The organism is Salinisphaera hydrothermalis C41B8 (assembly GCF_000732535.1).
Classification (GTDB): domain Bacteria; phylum Pseudomonadota; class Gammaproteobacteria; order Nevskiales; family Salinisphaeraceae; genus Salinisphaera; species Salinisphaera hydrothermalis.
The window spans coordinates 25,242-41,794 of sequence record NZ_APNK01000023.1; the positions used below are offsets into that span (position 1 = coordinate 25,242).

Annotated in this window: 16 protein-coding genes; 9 read left to right on the forward strand and 7 right to left on the reverse strand. The window is 63.7% G+C overall.

The annotated features are described in order from the left end of the window. Nucleotides 1–119: 119 nt before the first annotated feature. From ppk2 to C41B8_RS13500, 5 genes are all read right to left on the reverse strand, one after another. A complete protein-coding gene (gene ppk2 / locus C41B8_RS13480; RefSeq protein ID WP_051883520.1) occupies nt 120–878 on the reverse strand; it encodes a polyphosphate kinase 2 in 759 nt (252 codons plus the stop codon). Between the two features lie 238 nt (nt 879–1,116). Then, nucleotides 1,117–1,551, reverse strand: a complete 435-nt coding sequence (locus C41B8_RS13485; RefSeq protein ID WP_037339193.1) for an SRPBCC family protein — start codon at nt 1,549–1,551, stop codon at nt 1,117–1,119. A gap of 21 nt (nt 1,552–1,572) precedes the next feature. Next, the gene (locus tag C41B8_RS13490) at nt 1,573–2,418 is read right to left on the reverse strand and encodes a phosphoenolpyruvate hydrolase family protein (RefSeq protein WP_037339196.1); all 846 of its coding nucleotides are present in this window, start codon (nt 2,416–2,418) and stop codon (nt 1,573–1,575) included. 10 nt (nt 2,419–2,428) lie between these two features. Further along, the gene (locus C41B8_RS13495) at nt 2,429–3,637 is read right to left on the reverse strand and encodes a Tm-1-like ATP-binding domain-containing protein (RefSeq protein ID WP_037339199.1); all 1,209 of its coding nucleotides are present in this window, start codon (nt 3,635–3,637) and stop codon (nt 2,429–2,431) included. A gap of 208 nt (nt 3,638–3,845) precedes the next feature. Beyond that, nucleotides 3,846–5,657, reverse strand: coding sequence for a DEAD/DEAH box helicase (locus tag C41B8_RS13500; protein WP_051883513.1), 1,812 nt, complete (start codon nt 5,655–5,657; stop codon nt 3,846–3,848). A 587-nt stretch (nt 5,658–6,244) separates the two neighbouring features. On the opposite strand from C41B8_RS13500, the gene C41B8_RS13505 reads away from it, so the two are divergent. From C41B8_RS13505 to C41B8_RS13515, 4 genes are all read left to right on the forward strand, one after another. Then, nucleotides 6,245–7,234, forward strand: coding sequence for a choice-of-anchor A family protein (locus C41B8_RS13505; protein ID WP_037339201.1), 990 nt, complete (start codon nt 6,245–6,247; stop codon nt 7,232–7,234). A 122-nt stretch (nt 7,235–7,356) separates the two neighbouring features. Continuing rightward, nucleotides 7,357–8,271: a LysR family transcriptional regulator gene (locus C41B8_RS13510; RefSeq protein ID WP_037339203.1), complete on the forward strand. Its 915-nt coding sequence runs from the start codon at nt 7,357–7,359 to the stop codon at nt 8,269–8,271. 110 nt (nt 8,272–8,381) lie between these two features. Then, nucleotides 8,382–8,582, forward strand: coding sequence for a hypothetical protein (locus C41B8_RS20495; RefSeq protein WP_156962534.1), 201 nt, complete (start codon nt 8,382–8,384; stop codon nt 8,580–8,582). Next, nucleotides 8,579–9,388, forward strand: coding sequence for a VOC family protein (locus C41B8_RS13515; RefSeq protein ID WP_037339206.1), 810 nt, complete (start codon nt 8,579–8,581; stop codon nt 9,386–9,388). The genes C41B8_RS20495 and C41B8_RS13515 overlap by 4 nt, the downstream gene beginning before the upstream one ends. Nucleotides 9,389–9,452: 64 nt before the next feature. Here the strand turns inward: C41B8_RS13515 and C41B8_RS13520 are convergent, their stop codons facing one another. Next, the gene (locus C41B8_RS13520; protein ID WP_037339209.1) at nt 9,453–9,998 is read right to left on the reverse strand and encodes a pyridoxamine 5'-phosphate oxidase family protein; all 546 of its coding nucleotides are present in this window, start codon (nt 9,996–9,998) and stop codon (nt 9,453–9,455) included. Between the two features lie 130 nt (nt 9,999–10,128). Here C41B8_RS13520 and C41B8_RS19695 point away from each other — a divergent pair, with 130 nt between their 5' ends. Beyond that, nucleotides 10,129–10,470, forward strand: a complete 342-nt coding sequence (locus C41B8_RS19695; RefSeq protein WP_198025195.1) for a LysR family transcriptional regulator — start codon at nt 10,129–10,131, stop codon at nt 10,468–10,470. Next, entirely contained in the window at nt 10,467–11,039 is a 573-nt protein-coding gene (locus C41B8_RS19700) for a LysR substrate-binding domain-containing protein (protein ID WP_051883515.1), read from the forward strand. Before C41B8_RS19695 ends, C41B8_RS19700 begins: the two co-directional genes overlap by 4 nt. 81 nt (nt 11,040–11,120) lie before the next feature. On the opposite strand, the gene C41B8_RS13530 is transcribed toward C41B8_RS19700, so the two are convergent. Further along, a complete protein-coding gene (locus C41B8_RS13530) occupies nt 11,121–12,392 on the reverse strand; it encodes a DUF1479 domain-containing protein (RefSeq protein WP_037339212.1) in 1,272 nt (423 codons plus the stop codon). A 331-nt stretch (nt 12,393–12,723) separates the two neighbouring features. Here C41B8_RS13530 and C41B8_RS13535 point away from each other — a divergent pair, with 331 nt between their 5' ends. From C41B8_RS13535 to C41B8_RS13545, 3 genes are all read left to right on the forward strand, one after another. Then, entirely contained in the window at nt 12,724–13,626 is a 903-nt protein-coding gene (locus C41B8_RS13535) for an ROK family protein (RefSeq protein WP_198025196.1), read from the forward strand. Between the two features lie 419 nt (nt 13,627–14,045). Beyond that, the gene (locus C41B8_RS13540) at nt 14,046–15,425 is read left to right on the forward strand and encodes an NAD-dependent succinate-semialdehyde dehydrogenase (protein ID WP_037339218.1); all 1,380 of its coding nucleotides are present in this window, start codon (nt 14,046–14,048) and stop codon (nt 15,423–15,425) included. A gap of 208 nt (nt 15,426–15,633) precedes the next feature. Beyond that, a complete protein-coding gene (locus C41B8_RS13545; protein WP_037339221.1) occupies nt 15,634–16,224 on the forward strand; it encodes an HD domain-containing protein in 591 nt (196 codons plus the stop codon). Nucleotides 16,225–16,553 lie beyond the last annotated feature (329 nt).

The following is a 16,553-nucleotide window of genomic DNA, read 5'->3' on the forward strand; positions in this document are numbered from 1 at the left end:
CGTCTCTACATGTACGGCCGCGACAGTTCGGGCGTGCGCAGCCGGTCGGCGCCCATCGAAGCGCGACTCGCGCTTTGCGATCTGACGCCGGCGCGACGCGTCTCATCACGAGCGCCCGGTCACACCGCGATCATGCCGTTGCTAAGACAGGCTTCGTCATAGGCGAACACGATGTCCGGGTTGGGCAATACGAGCGCCTCGTCCTTGCCCTCGTAGTCGAGCCGGAGCAGCAGATCCTTGATCACGTTCAGCCGCGCGACACGCTTGCGGTTTGCTCGGACCACGGTCCACGGCGTCAACGGCGAATGCGTGCGGGCGAGCATCTCGTTGCGGGCGTGGCTGTAATCCGCCCAGTGCTTGACCGCCTCGTTATCGATGGCGCTGACTTTCCACTGCTTGAGGGGATCGGTTCGTCGATCCTCCAGCCGTTTCTTTTGCTCGGCCTGACTGATGTCGAGGTAATACTTGAACAGCTTGATGCCCGACCGGACCAGCATCTGTTCGAAGTCCACCACGGTGGCCATGAACTCCTCGTACTGATCGTCGTCGCAGAAACCCATCACGCGTTCGACGCCGGCCCGGTTGTACCAGCTGCGATTGAACAGCACGAACTCCTCGGCGGTGGGCAGATGCGGCACATAGCGCTGGAAATACCAGGCACTACGATCGGCCTCCGAGGGCCGTCCGAGCGCAACCACCCGCGTTTCACGCGGGCTCAGATGCTGCACGATACGCTTGATCGTGCCGTCCTTACCGGCGGCGTCGCGTCCTTCGAAGATCACCAGAATCTTGTCTCGATGCCGGATGAAATGACGCTGCAGTTTCACCAGCTCGACCTGCAACCCATGCAGCGTCTGCTTGTAGTCGCGCTTGTCCATCGGCGGCACCGGGGCCACAGTAGGTCGAGAGGCTGAGTGCTTGGCATTCACGAATCACCTCCGGTCAACACGGCGCGCCTCCGGCACGCCCGGCGAGGGCCGCTGGTCTCTTTCTGGATGATAAACGCCGGATGGCTCGAGCGGGAGAGGCACGCCCTAGGCATTCGCCGCAAGGCCGATGGGGGCGCCGCATTGCATGTGCTGCGCCGCGAGCGGATCGCAGAAAAGCAGCAGGGTGTTATTCCAGACGCGCGGCGATCGCCGCCAGTCCGGCCCGGAACACGCCGTCGGATACGGTTTCTACCATGGCCTCGGCTTCCGTCGCGGGCACTTCGAATTCCGCTGTCCAGACGACCAGGCTGCCACCGTCTTCGGTAATCGGCAGAACTTCGATGCTGGCATCGTAGCCCGTCACCGGCATGGGCGAATCGAGAATGATGTAGCGCATCCGCCGGTTGGCGTCCGACAGTTCTGTCAGCTGTTCACGCAGATGCGCGCCATCGGCGAGATGAAAGCTGCGAACACAGCCCACCGCGTCCGCGGCGCGCCCGTCCTCAATGGTGCTGTCGGCGATCGCCGGATGCCATTCGGGCATGCCGTTGAAATCACGCAGCACGGCCCAGACGGCGTCGGGGCTCGCATGAATGACGCGGCTGATGAATATTCTTTCCATGACAAGTTCCCGAAAAGTGGTTCAACGTTCGGAGCTATTGATCTGCAGATCGACGAAGCGGCGAGTCTGCGCGGTCAGTGCCTGTTCGACCGGCAGCCGTTCCATGCTGCTGGCACCGTAGAAGCCGTGGCAGCCCGGGCATCGCGAGAGTACGAACTCGGCGTCTTCCGGCTGGGCGATCGGGCCGCCGTGGCAAAGCACAATCACGTCATCACGCACCGCGCGCGCGGCCTCGCCCCAGCGATTGACCCGCTCGACCGCGCCGTCGAGATCGACGCCGGTTTCGGCGCCGATGGTGCCGCCGGTGGTCAACCCCATGTGGCAAACGACGATATCGGCGCCGGCCTCGGTCATCGCGCGGGCATCGTCCTCCGAGAACACGTACGGCGTGGTCAACAGATCCGCAGCGTGCGCCCGGCGGATCATGTCGACTTCCAGGTCGTAACCCATGCCCGTCTCTTCGAGGTTGGCGCGAAACGTTCCGTCGATCAGCCCGACGGTGGGGAAATTCTGCACGCCCGCGAAACCGAGGCCCTTGAGCCGGTCGAGGAATACATCCATCGACACGAACGGATCGGTACCGTTCACACCGGCCAGCACCGGTGTGTGTTCGACCACGGGCAAAACTTCGCGGGCCATATCGACGACGATTTCGTTGGCGTTGCCGTAGGCGAGCAGGCCGGCGAGCGAGCCGCGTCCGGCCATGCGATAGCGGCCGGAGTTGTAGATCACGATCAGATCGATGCCGCCGGCTTCTTCGCACTTGGCGGACAGGCCGGTGCCGGCGCCGCCACCGACGATCGGCCGGCCGGCGCTAATCTTGGCGCGAAGTGCATCGAGAATGGTCTGGCGGTCGATACGGGGCATGGGAACTCCTTCAAACTGGGGTCGCGGGCATCACGTCGGCGAACGCGTCAAGCGCGGCGTCGACGAAACCCGGGTCGTTGATATGGTGCGGCACGCGGATGACGCGGCGATCGGCCGTGGATTGCACGTTGGTTTCGATCGCATCGAACAGCGCGGCGTCCGCCTGCGGGTCGTAAAAGGGCTGGCCGGGCGCGTCGATCGCGGATACGCCGCCCTCCGGCAATAGGAAACGGACCGGGCCGTTGCAGGCATTGAGTTTGGCGGCGATCCATTCGCCCATGCGCCGGTTCTCGTCGACCGTCGTACGCATCAGGGTGACCTGGGCATTGTGCTCGTACAGCAGCCGGTCGCGATACTTGTCCGGCACGGTGTCACGGGCGCCGAAATTCACCATGTCGAGCGCGCCGCAGGCGCCGACGTACGGCACGCCGGTATGGGCGATCGCATCCAGGCGCGACTCGCCGGCGCTCATCACGCCGCCCATGAGCAGATCGCAGACCTCGGTCGTACTGATATCGAGCACGCCGGCCAGGGCGCCGGACTCGACCAGCTTCTCCATGGACTGACCGCCGGTGCCGGTGGCATGGAACACCAGACAGTCATAATCAGCCGACAGTTTATCGGTGAGCTGGGTGATACAGGGCGTGGTCACGCCGAACATGGTCAGACCCAGCGCCGGCTTGGTCCCAGTGGCGTCGGGTATCGGATGCTGCACCATGCCGGCCAGGGCATGCGCGGCGTTGCCGATGACCACCCGCGAGATACGGTTCAGGCCGGCCACATCGGTCACCGAATACATCATGCAGATATCGCTTGGCCCGACGTAGGGCGCGACATTACCGGAGGCGACGGTGGACACCATGACCTTCGGCAAGCCGACCGGCAGACGCCGCATCGCCGGTGTCACAAGCGCGGTGCCGCCGGAACCGCCCAGACCCAGAATGCCGGCGATATCGGACTGGTCCTGGACATATCGTTCAAAGGCCAGCGCCATCGCGGCCACCGCCTTGCCGCGATCGTCGATGGTCAGAATAGAAGTGCCGTCGGGGTGGTAGGCCGCAACGGTAGCGGCATCGATATCGGCCGGCTCGCGCTCGGCTTGGCCGGTGCCGAGATCGACGATCCGGGCCGCCACGCCGACCGCGTTCAGGCAATCCCGGGCATAGTGCAGCTCGGCGCCCTTGGTATCGCAGGTGCCCGCGACGAGTACGGTACTCATCGGCTCTCCTCCTGTTTTTGAGGATCACGATACCACTTCGGCTGGCGCTTGCTCGCGCGCCCAGCGGCGTGCCGGCGTAGGGCGAGTTGCGGGGCGCATGGGCCGCGTCAGGATGCAGGCCGCGGACTCGTTACGAGGCCCCATGTCATCTTGTTTCGGCCGCCGGTCGCGATCTTTGGGGTTGCGACCGGCGCCTGCTATGACGCGATCAGGACGTGCGTCGCTTGGCCTTCGACGGGCTCTTCGAACCGGCCTTCATCTTTTTCTTCTTTGCGGCCGACTTCTTGTGGCGCGGCTTGTCCTTCCCGGGCCCGGGCTTACGGCGACCGGCCGAGGCGCTGTCACCGAAGCTGTTTTTCACCCGGCTGATTGCGAGCTGCCGGTTGGCCACCCAGACGGTCTTCAGATGTTCGAAGACATCATCGGGCATACCCTGCGGCAGATCGACCAGGCTGAAATCGTCGTGGATCGCGATTCGGCCGATATGCTGGCTGTCCACGCCGGCCTCGTTGGCAATCGCGCCCACGAGATTGCGCGGTGCCACGCCGTGCTCGCGGCCGACCTCGACGCGGAAGGTCTCGAGGTTCGAGTCGTCGGTCGCGATCTTCTTCTTGCGGCCTTTCTTTTCGCCGCCGGCGTCGTCATGGAAAGCCGTGCCGGCGGATTTCTCGACCGGGGCAGATTCGAGCATCAACGGCTCGCCGCCCTGAGCCAGGCGGGCGAGGGCGGCCGCGAGCTGTGCCGGGGCGACGTTGTGCTCGTGGCGGTAGGTTTCGACCAGCTCCTCGAACGGTTCCAGACCGCCGGCGGCCAGCGTCTCGGTAATGCGCTGCTTGAAGCGTTCGACGCGCTGGGCGTTGACTTCCGCGATGCTCGGCACGTCCATCGGCTCGATGGCCTGGCGGGTCGCGCGTTCGATGTTCTTGAACAGCCGCTTCTCGCGCATGGTCACGAACAAGATCGCGTCGCCGCGACGGCCGGCACGCCCGGTCCGGCCGATGCGATGCACGTACGACTCGGTGTCGTACGGGATATCAAAGTTGATGACGTGACTGATGCGCTCCACGTCCAGCCCACGGGCGGCGACGTCGGTGGCCACGATGACGTCGATCTGTCCGTTCTTGAGCTGGGCGATCGTGCGTTCGCGCTGGGCCTGCACGATGTCGCCGTTCAAGGCCGCGGAGGCATAGCCGCGGGCGGCGATCTTCTCGGCCAGCTCGTCGGTGGCTTTCTTGGTTCGCGCGAACACGATCATCGCGTCGAACGGTTCGGCCTCGAGCAGGCGGGTAAGCGCTTCGAGCTTGCTGATACCACCGCCGACGATCCAGTAGCGCTGGCGGATATTGTCCGCGGTTGTCGTGCGCGTCTTGATCGTGACTTCCTGCGGATCGCGCAGGTGCGTCTTGGCAATACGGCGGATCGCGCCTGGCATGGTGGCCGAAAACAAGGCGACCTGACGTTCCGGCGGCGTTTTTTCGAAGACATGCTCGACGTCGTCGATGAAGCCCATGCGCAGCATTTCGTCGGCTTCGTCAAGCACCAGCCATTCCAGGCTGTCCAGGCGCAGCGTGCCGCGATTCAGATGATCGATCACCCGCCCCGGCGTGCCCACGACCACGTCTACACCGCGCTTGAGAGCGGCCAACTGCGGGCCATAACCCTGGCCGCCGTAGATCGGCAGCACATGAAAGCCGGGCATATGCGAGGCATAGCGCTGGAACGCTTCGGCCACCTGAATGGCCAGCTCGCGCGTCGGCGCGAGTACCAGCGCCCGGGGGGCCTTGGTATCGCCGGCACGCAGGGTCGACAGAATCGGCAGCGCGAAGGCCGCCGTCTTGCCGGTGCCGGTCTGGGCCTGGCCCAGCACGTCGCGCCCGGCCAGCAGCGGGCCGATCGTGGCGGCCTGGATCGGCGAGGGCGTTTCATAGCCGACGTCGGACAATGCCGCCATTACGGCATCGGACAGGCCCATGGCCGCGAACGGCATGGGTTCGGTATCGGGAGTATCGGGGGAAGACATGCAATGCCTGCAGTATCGGGCGCCGTGTCGCGCCGGAAAACATCCGCGCCGGAACGGCACGGGAGCGCATAGTGTAACGATTTCGGCCGGCGTTCGTGGGCGGTAAATCGACATCGAGCGCGAATAGAGCTGATGAGCGCCGTCTCAACGCGGCGGCGGCGATACAGCGCCCGAATCACAAGGGGGGCGACGTTGCCTGGATCGAACCGGCGTTGATCTTCGGCATGCGGCGTTTCTCTGGCTGTCGACAAAACTGACGGCCCGTGGATCCTGCGGTCCTCGCTGCGTCGGGCTACCCCGATGGCTGGATCGGCGGGGGCGATGTATTTATCGCAGCCTGCGAGTTCGTGGCTTGGCGTGCTTGGTGACGCGGCGATGGGTGTGCGCTGCGGGAGGCGTGTCGAAAATAGTTACAGTCTACCCCGGCGAATCGAGTTGGATCGTCTTTGAATGCAATGAAAACAAAAAGATATAGGGGTTGGCATGCGATTCGCTAAGGACAATCTTCAAAGGCTGTTTCTGGCCAACGACCGCCAGCCCGCATCGGTGCTCGGCGGTTGATTGCTACAGGTTCGAGGGGACCCCGGATGCATCGTTATTTGTCGGTCGTGTTCGCTGCGGCGATTGGTCTGTCGGTTGCAAGCACTGCCTCGGCGAGCATGCTCTCGGCCGGCGACGTGCTCAACCAGTTCAATCTGGTGGTATTCGGCGATCTGAATACGTCGTCGCACGTCGACGGGCGGACTTATGTCGGCGGGAATCTCACCGGCAACGGTGATTTCTACCAGCACGGCAGCCAGGCCCCGACGTCGGCCTATCCGGCGCTGATCGTCGGGGGCAACGTTACCGGCGGCGACAAGCACGTCAACAGCAACGGCGACGCATGGATTGGTGGCAACGTCGATCACCTGACCATGAACGGCGGTACCGCCACCGTGGGCGGAAGCGTGGATACGTCGAGCTCGCACGGCAACATTCAAACCGGCAGCGTGGCCATTCCGGATCTGGAATCGATCCTACGTGGTTACTCGAGTTCGCTCGCGGGTGAAGCCGGCAATGCAACGGTCAGCATCAACGGCGGCCGGGCCACGTTCACGGCCGATGCCAGCCAGCCGCTGACCGTATTCAATATCGCGGGCAGCTTCTTCAACGGCATCAACGAAATTCAGGTGAACAGCGATCCATCGGCTCAGGTACTGATTAACGTGGACGGAGATCCCGGCCGGATCGCTGCCAACTTCCTGGGCGATTATTCGTCGTCGCAGCCGAACCTGCTGTGGAACTTTTTCGATGCCTCCGCCATCGATTTCCAGAACCAGTTCCGCGGCTCGATCCTGGCGCCGGATGCATCGATCTCCAATGAGAACAACCTCGAAGGCAGCGTCGTGGCGAACACGTTCGACCAGCATGGCGAAGTGCATCTGCCGGGGTTCGGCAATAACTTCCCGCCGGTCGATCAGCCGCCCGCCGATGTGCCGGAACCGTCGGCCTGGCTGTTGTTCCTGGTGGGCATCGTCGCGATCGGCGTCGTGCGGTATCGCCGAACGCCGCTCGATCGGGCCACGGCCGGAGCCTGAGCGGCCTTCTTTGGAATGCCGCCGTCGTGATTCAGCCGTATCTTCGGCGCGCCGCCCAAGCGCGGTATCATCAATCTGCGTCGCCAGGCGGCGTCCTGATCCGCGGCCAACGTGACGGCTGAATGAATCGCTACGACTGTGACCGGATGCTGGTGGCCGTGCTGGAGCTCGGCAGCTTCGCGGCCGCGGCACGACGCATCGGGGTGAGCTCGGCGACCGCCTCTAAAATGATCGCGCGTCTGGAGCAGCAGCTCGGCGTTCAGCTGATCCAGCGCACCACGCGGGCGCTGTCGGCGACGGAGGCGGGGCAGCTCTATTTCGAGGGCATTCGGGGCGTGCTCGAATCGCTCGACGAACTCGACACGGCGGTCACGACACGCAGTGCGGAGCCGGCCGGGCATCTACGTATTTCCGTGCCGCATACATTCGGCGTGCGCTGGGTGGTGCCGAGCCTGAACGCGTTCGCCGCGCGCTATCAACGGATCAGCCTGGACGTGTCGTTCGCCGATCGGGCGGTGAATCTGGTTCAGGAAGGTTACGACGCGGCCGTGCGTATCGGTCGTCTCACCGACAGCACGCTGGTCGCACGGCGCCTCACGTCATCACGCGCCTGGCTGGTTGCGGCCAAGGGCTATCTCGACCAGCACGGCACACCCCAGACGCCGGGCGATCTGGCGAAGCATGATTGCGTCATCGATACCAATTTCCCCGATCCCTGTATCTGGCGGTTCGACGCCGGTGCGCATGAGCCCGCGGTGCGTGTCGCGGTCGAATCCCGGCTCAGTTTCTCCGATGCCGAAGCCGTGCTGGAAGCGGCCCGCGCCGGCCTCGGCGTAGCGCGCATACCCGGCTTCGTGGCTTCTTCGAGTGTGGCCGACGGCCATCTGGTGAGGTTGCTGCCGCGGTGGACGATTCCGGGTACCGGCGTTTATGTGGTGCATCCGGCGGGCCGTCGTCCGCCGCACAAGGTACGGCTCCTGATCGATTGGCTCGTCGATTATTTCGATGATCCGCCGGCATGGGAAGCTTCCGGCTGACGATTGTTTCGATTTCGGAAAGTGTCAAAACACGGTCGGGCGGCTGGCGGCCGACGCGACGAGCGCGCAATCTCGTGCCATGACGTGTAATGGCATACGCGAGGTTGACCATGGTTGATGATCGTTTAGCCCCCTGGGCGTGGCGCTTGTTGCGCCTTGGGCCGGCCGCTTTGTTGTGGTTTTACGGCCGGGAATATCCGGCGTTCGTGATGCTGCCGCTCGGGGCGGTTTCGCTGTCCGGCAATGGCGTACTGGTGTGGCAGCGACGGCTCGAGGGCACGCGTCTTCGTGCCGGCTGGAGCGCGGCATGAACGCGTCATCGACATCCGCACTGACGATAGACCGCGTTGAACTGGTGGTGCGCAATTTGCGCGCCACACGGGCGTTCTATGAAAACGTGCTCGGTCTGCATCCCGTGTCCGAACAGACCGGCGAGTTGTCGCTCGGGGCCGGCGGGCGTGGTTTCCTGCGCCTGATCGAACGGCCCGACGCCACGCCGTCCAATCCGCGGGCTGCCGGCTTGTTCCACACGGCTTTTCTGATGCCGTCGCGCGGCGAACTCGCGCGTTGGCTTCGGCATGTCCTCGATCGCCGGGTCCGGCTCGACGGCGCGTCGGATCATCTCGTCAGCGAAGCAATCTATCTGCAGGATCCGGAAGGTAATGGCGTAGAGGTTTATGCCGATCGGCCGCGCGCGGTCTGGGGCTGGCAGGACGGTCAGGTCCGGATGGCCACGGCGCCGCTCGATGTGCGCGATCTGCTGGCAGCGGCTGACGAACGCCAGTGGTCGGGTGTCGCGGATACGGCGTGCATCGGGCATGTCCACCTGCAGGTCGGCGATACGAAGGTTGCCGAACAGTTCTTCGGAGAGCAGATCGGTCTCGATCTGACCTGTCGCTACCCCAGTGCGAGTTTCTTCTCGCGGGGTGGTTATCATCACCACATCGCGGCCAACAGCTGGAACAGCGCTGGCGCGGTGCGCCGTGCCGAGGGCGTTGCCGGATTGCAGCGCATCGCGTTGGGACTGGCGTCGGGTCCGGCCCGCGCGACCGAAGTGGTCGACCCCTGGGGCATGGTCTATCAATTGGCGCCGCGTTCCGAAAGTTCCGCCGCTTGAGAACGCGGCCCCGTACGCGAATGCGGGGTCGGCTCGCGATCGGCAGGCACAGGTGGCCTGCCGATTACGGCGCTCGGGCGCGACGCGCGCCCTGTCCATGCATGCAGGCGCTACGCGGCCGGGTTGCCGGCGATCCGGGCTCGAGCGGCACTTCAACCCGCATGTCCACCGTGGACGGCTCGAGCTGTTGTTCCGAAAGACAGTTCAACCATGCCTGGATCGGGCGGGCCCGATAAAAACGCCGGAGCCCGTCACCGAAAAACGCCTCGAGATCGACATCCTGACCCGGATAGATCAGCTCATGCGCGCGCCGGGCTTCACCGCGGTCGGCCACGACGGCCGCGTCACACCGCAAGTAAAGACAACGGTGGTTGTTCGTGCCGCGCTCACGCATCGAATCGTAATACGTCACGAACACCGTCGGGTTCGCTCGGATATTTCGCGAGTGGATCGCCTCGGTCCAGGACGACCAGTAAAGATCGAGATTCGTATCGGCGATAGCGGTCACCGGCGTGTTCCAGGGCCGATCGTCGTGCGACGTGGCGACGTTCGCACACAGTATCGTGCTCAATAGCTCGGCGCCGCGTGCGCCCAGGTCTTGTGTATTCATCAGAGTCCCCGTTTGGCAACGAGCGGGGCGGTGTGGGTGTGGAGGCCGGCCGCGGACTGCCGAGCCACTGTAAGCAAGCACCCGAATCATAAAAAACGATTTACGCTGATATTTTCGATCGCAAATAATGATGAGGTCGTCGCCCCGTGCAGCTCTAGTCGCTACGCTGTTCGTTTCGGTGGCCGAGACCGGCAGTTTCAGTCTTGCGGCCCAACGCATGCATACCGTGCAATCGAATGTCACCGCGCATGTGAAGAAACTCGAGCGCGAATTGAGCGTCGCATTGTTTCAGCGGAACGGTAAGGTCGGTCTCACGTCGGCAGGGCATCGGCTGTTGTCGCATGCCAGACGAACGCTCGCCGCCCAGGATGACGCGCTGGCCGTCTTTCGCGATAGCAATACACCCAGTGGCGTGCGCCGTATCGGCTCGATGGAAACCACCACGGCAGACGTTCGGCTCCCACGCTCTTGACGCGCTATCACGCCGATTTTCCGGCGGTCGGTCTGCGTTTGAGCCCGGGCAGCACGGCCGATATCGGGGCCCAGCTGCTCGAGGGTACGCTGGACGGTGCGTTCATCGCCGGCCCGGTACCGCATTCACGGTGGTATACCGTGGACGCCTTCCATGGATCCCTGGTACTCGCGACCGATAAGCCGTTGCAGGCTTTGCCATCGGCCGACGAACTGTTCGAACTCCTGTTTCGGGCCTTCGCCCCAGGCTGTCACTATCGCCACCGCGTCGAGAGCCTGTTTGATCATCTGGGGCTCTACGGCGGTCGTATCTTCGAGTTCGGCTCCAACGAGGGCATTCTCGGCTGTGTTGCGGCCGCTATGGGCTATGCGCTGCTGCCCAAAACGGTGGTCGAGGCGCAACGCTCGGGTTTCGCCGTGTATTTCTTCGATCTGCCGAGCGATGTCGGTCATGTCGTGACGCGGTTCGCAGCCATGTGCAGAGCAGGGTGGTCGCCGGCGCTGGTGGCTTTCGAGCGGTCGGTGCGCTGTGCCGGTTTCGAAAGTGCACTGCCCGCGGCGAGCGCATAGCGGCGGGTTTTCGACCGGGCGACATGGCCCGGTCGATCGCTGCGTGGCCTGGGCCGTGGCAAGAAGGCCCCGCCGCGAGACTCAGGCGGAGTCGAGCCCCATGCCACGGCGGCCGTGTTCGTTCAGATCGGTTGCCCCGAAGCGGTTCGACCAGTCGGCCTCGTAATGCTCGGCCGGGAAATCGTCGGGCGAGTGGCCTTGTTCAAAGGCGCGGGCAACGCGCTGCGCGTAATGCGCGTTGCGATCGCACCACGGCGCAGCGGGGATGTAGATTACGTTGCTCCACCCGGTCTGATTCTCGACCGGCGCGACCGAATGGATCACGTCGCAGTGCCACCAGACCGAGTCGCCTGCGTTGATCTCAGGAACACCGGTCAACGCCCGCATGAGCAACGGATGCCATCGTTCGCTGATCGGTAGGGCCTGGTGTGGGGCGGCGCCGCATAGCGAGTCTTCCGGCACATCCGAGAGCAACGGCCGCAGCAGCACGTAGATGATGGCCGCCGGGATCGGCACGGTATGCAGCACGCCCTGATCGGCCGGCATGTCGGATAGCGCGGTCCAGCCCTGGAACGTGCGAAACGCCGAGCACATGGTGGAACTTTCATATTCGTCGATGGTGCTCCGCCAGGCCGCGTCCCACGGATCGTACCGGTCGAACGCGTGGTTCAGAACATGCCGAAATACTTTCTGATACGCCGGATGTAGCCAGCGCTCGATCGAGCCGGAGTCGACATGCGCGCCCAGTCCGTCGGAGGTCGTGCCCGGCGGGCGCCGACGCACGCGATCCGGGTAGAGCAGATTACGATCCGGATCGAACCATGTCTGTCCTTCCGATTGGTGCGCCCACAGCCGATTCATGAACGACTGGACCGTGGCCATGCGCTCGTCCTGCCGTGCTTCCATCTGGGCGTGCGACCAGTAGATCGGAAGAATCGGCGGGCGCGATGCCGACAAACTGCCGAAGAAATCATCGGCCGGGCCGCGATAGACGTTGTCGAAGTCGTTGTCGTCCAGATACGCCACCAGCGAGCGATCCCATTCAGCCGCCCGGTCGTGCGGAAAGTGATTGCGGATCACCGCACAGCCGCGGCGTTTGATATCCCGTATCTGCGCATCGGTGACACGGCCGTCCGCAAGTGCGTCGTACTCGATCTGTGGCCAGACGTTGCTGCCGGCCGCACGAGCCGACTCGATGTCCTCGACCTCTCGTTCGATAAATGTCTCGACCGTCTTGAACAGTCCTTCAACGTCGCCGATCTGCGCTCGTGCCGCCTGTTTCAGCGAGCGGATCTGGTCCGAAAGATCATGCGGCAGTGTAGAAGCCGAGACGGCCAGCGCGGTATCCGACATGCGGGTCACCGTTAGTTTGTAAATGGGGTTAACTATTAGGCTATAACCATAGCTTTTCGCCGCGGCAGCTGTCACGCTTAATCGGGTCAATTTCGACAAAAGTGCTATGACCGCACAGCAACCGACGTTATGCGATGAGCCGGCGCTAATGGCCATCACTGATGTGGATCGCCAGTTTTTCCATCATTTGATCGCCTATGGGCAGACCTCTCGCGCCGCGCTTTCGGCCGATATCGGTATTTCCCGTCCCACGGCTTCCCAGTCGGCGAGGCGACTCCTAAGAGCCGATATCATTCGAGAAACGGGCCGGCCAAGCGTCCAGCGCGGACGCGTGCCGCTGCTATACGACGTCAACGGCGCCCGGGGCTACACCCTGAGTCTGGCCCTGGATCACGATTGGATCGGGCTGCGTGTCAGCGACTTGTCGCGGCGAGTGCTCTGGGAAAAAATCGAGCAATCCACCCCGGAAACCACAGCCGGGCTGCTGATTGAGCGAAGCCGAGCCCTGGTCGCTGAAGGGCGAGCGCGTGCGACCGGCGAATGCCTTGCTGTGACCTGTTCGGTGGCTGACCCGGTCGACCCCTGGACGGGGCAAGTGATCGATATGCCAAATTCGCCGTTCACCGCGGGGCACATCGACGTGGGCTCGGCGATTTTCGAGCTCGCCCCCGATCGGCTGCATGTCGACAACGATGTGCATTGGGCCGCGTTCGCCGAGAGCCGGATCGGTCTGATGTGTTCGCAGCCGAATTTTCTGTATGTCTTCATCGGCGCCGGCATCGGTTCGGCGATTTACGTCAACGGCGCGCTATATCGAGGCGCGTCGGGGCTTGCCGGCGAGATCGGCCATGCCCGGGTCGCGCCGGGCCAAACGCTGGTCGAGCGTTTGATCGAATTGGGCGTCGCCTCGCCGGACGATTCCTCGATCGATACCGACAAGCTGATCGAGGCGTTCGAAACCGGGCCAGCGGGCGACAAGGCCAAAGCCGTGATCAACGCGATCGCCTGGGCGATCGCCAACACTATCATCACGCTGAACCCGGCCGTGGTGGTATTCGCTGGTCGGGTTTTCGGTACTCCGGCGTTTTCCAGTCGCCTGCGAGGTGCGGTGCTGAACATGCTGCCGACGCCCATCGATATTCGGGAAACGGCGTTCGGCCCCTACGCTCCGTTGCTGGGCGCGACCCTCGGCGCCGCGGAGCGCGCGGAGTCTTATCTGAATCTGAGGCATTAGATGCTCGGCATGGGCGACGAGCCCGAATAGGCAACGTCATTTCCCACGAAACGAGTACGCCGCCGCTGAGCAGGCCGGCGCCGGCTGGGCGGCCCTGCGAGGGAGCCACGGCATCGGCCTGTGCGTGCAGGGCAAGCCAGCCGCCCCGCGGATCGTGAGCGACGGGGTCCAAGGACGGCTTTGCCCGACGACGGCGCCACGCCCGGTCAGCGGACTGCCTGCATGTGTTCACGGGCGACCATCGGGGCTTTCTTCCGAGCGTCAATTCCGCCGTCGGGAGCCTATCGCAGCTCGTCGTAACCTACGGTTTGCCTTGAAAAACCAATCGGGTGTCTGCATCAACCAATCACCAGCGGACGGTAAGACCGGGCTCGTACCGGCTTGCCAGTGCCGCACCATTGAGTGTTTTGGAGAGCCGTATGACGGAACCCGTGAAAAGCATCAACCCGGCCAACGGCCGTACGATTCGTGAATTCGAAACGATCACGGACGAACAGCTGCAACAGAAGATCCAGCAGACCCACGAGGCGTTTGTTGATTGGAAACAACGCTCGCTCGACGAACGCGGCGCCATCATTCGCAAGGTGGGCGAGCTGCTGGTCGAGCGCAAGGATCGGCTGACGCGCCTGGCGACCGAAGAGATGGGTAAACCGATCGCGGAGGCGCCGGGTGAGATCGATCTCTGTAAAGGCATCTGCGATTACAGTGCCGACAACGCGGCGGAGGTGCTTGCCGACGAGCAGCGCGATCTGCCCGGCGGTCGAGCGATCGTCAGCCATCAACCGATCGGCATCATTTTCGGCATCCAGCCCTGGAATTTCCCCTTCTATCAGGTCATCCGTTATACGGTCGCCAACCTGATGGCCGGCAACACCGTGTTGCTCAAGCATGCGCCCAACGTCTGGGGCTGCGCCGAGGCACTGGAAGAGATCTTCCGCGACGCCGGCTTGCCCGAGAACGCGTTCAACGTGCTCTACATCCGCGACGAGCAGGCCAGCCAGGTCACCGAGCATCGGCTCGTGCGCGGCGTGACCTTTACCGGCAGCGCGGCCACCGGCCGCAAGATCGCCGCGGATGCCGGCCAGCACATCAAGAAGACGGTGCTCGAGCTCGGCAGTAACGATGCGTTCCTGGTGCTGGAAGACGCGGATATCGACAAGGCTGTGAATGCCTGCGTGACCGGCCGCATCAACAACAACGGCCAGACTTGCGTTGCCGCCAAACGCTTCGTCGTGGTGGACGCGGTGTACGACAAATTCCGCGATGCCTACGTCGAAAAAATGAAGCAGATCGAGTTCGGCGATCCGTCGGACGAAAACACCCAGCTCGGCCCGCTCGCCCGTGAAGACTTGCGCGACAAACTGCACGAGCAAGTCCGGGAATCGGTCGAGAAGGGCGCCACGGCCACCATCGGCGGCGAAGTGCCGGACGTCGAAGGCTTCTTCTATCCGGTCACGGTGCTGGAAAACGTCAAGCCGGGTATGCCGGCCTATGACGGCGAACTGTTCGGCCCGGTGGCCTCGCTCATTCGGGCGAAGGACGAGGCGGATGCCATTCGCATCGCCAACGATTCGGTCTACGGCCTGGGTGGCGGCGTATTCTCGGAAGACGAGGATCGTGCCGTGCGTCTGGCTCGTGACCACTTCGATACTGGCATGGTGAGCATCAACGGCTACTACATTGCCCAGCCCAACCTGCCGTTCGGCGGCGTGAAGGACAGCGGCTACGGTCGCGAACACGGCGGCTTTGGCATGCGTGAGTTCGTCAACAGCAAGTCGCTGATGATTTCTCAGCAGTAAGCCAAACGTTGCCCACCGGTGATACGGCCGCCCACGTGGCGGCCTCGGTACAAAAGCTCCCGGCGTCACGCCGGGAGCTTTTTTGTGTTCTTCGAGGCGATTTCGCTCAGATGGCGCTGGCCCACGCCGAGGATGCCCGACGCGTAAGATGGCCCCGCTGGCGCAGCCCGCGCGCCGGCACATCGTGCCCACTAACCTGAGCGAGTGTATGTCGAACGATCGTATGCGCGAGCAGTTGGCGTTTCTCGCCGAAATCGATGCGTTGAAAACCATCGTACGCCAATCCCCGTTGGCCGATCGGAGCCGTCGTGAGAACTCGGCGGAGCATTCCTGGCATCTGGCCATGTTCGCGCTCGTGTTCGCGGACGACGCGACCGTCGATACTGCCCGGGTGATCCAGATGCTGCTCGTCCACGACATTGTCGAAATCGATGCCGGTGATACGCCGATTCATGGCGACCACGATCGACAGGCTGTGGCGGCTCGGGAAGAGGCGGCGGCCGATCGCTTGTTCGGCATTCTGCCCGAGGATCAGGCCGCAAATCTGCTCGCGCTCTGGCAGGAATTCGAGGCGGCCCAAACGCCGGAAGCCCGGTTCGCCAAGGCGCTTGATCGTCTGCAGCCGCTATTGCTGAATACGCTGACCGGTGGTGGCACGTGGGCCGAAAACGGCGTCTCCGAGGCCGACGTTCTCGCCCGTTACGGGCCCACCATCGAGCGCGGGTCAACCGCGTTGTGGCGCCACGCGCGAACGCTGGTCGAGCGTCATTTCGCTGATGCCGGCGTGGATCGTGGATAACAAACAATTCGTTGCGGCCCGCAACGGCCCTGCCTGGGCACGAGTAACGATCACACGAGTGGCCAGTCGGGCGTGTCGACCGGGTCGGTTGGTCGCTGCGATCGACATATTCGGCGCGGGCGGGCCTCCTGGCAGCGTCCGGTTCGACCGGGGGGCGCGACTCGAAAAATAGAAGGGCGCCTCGAGTCTTGCTATTGTCCACCGAGCTTCACGGTACGGAAAGACGCACAAGCAGGCCCTGGCTATACCGCCATGCAGGTCGACGGCGCCGGCCATGCGGTGGTGGACGCACCGATAATCGAACACGTCGTAAGGCGCGTGTTCCAGTG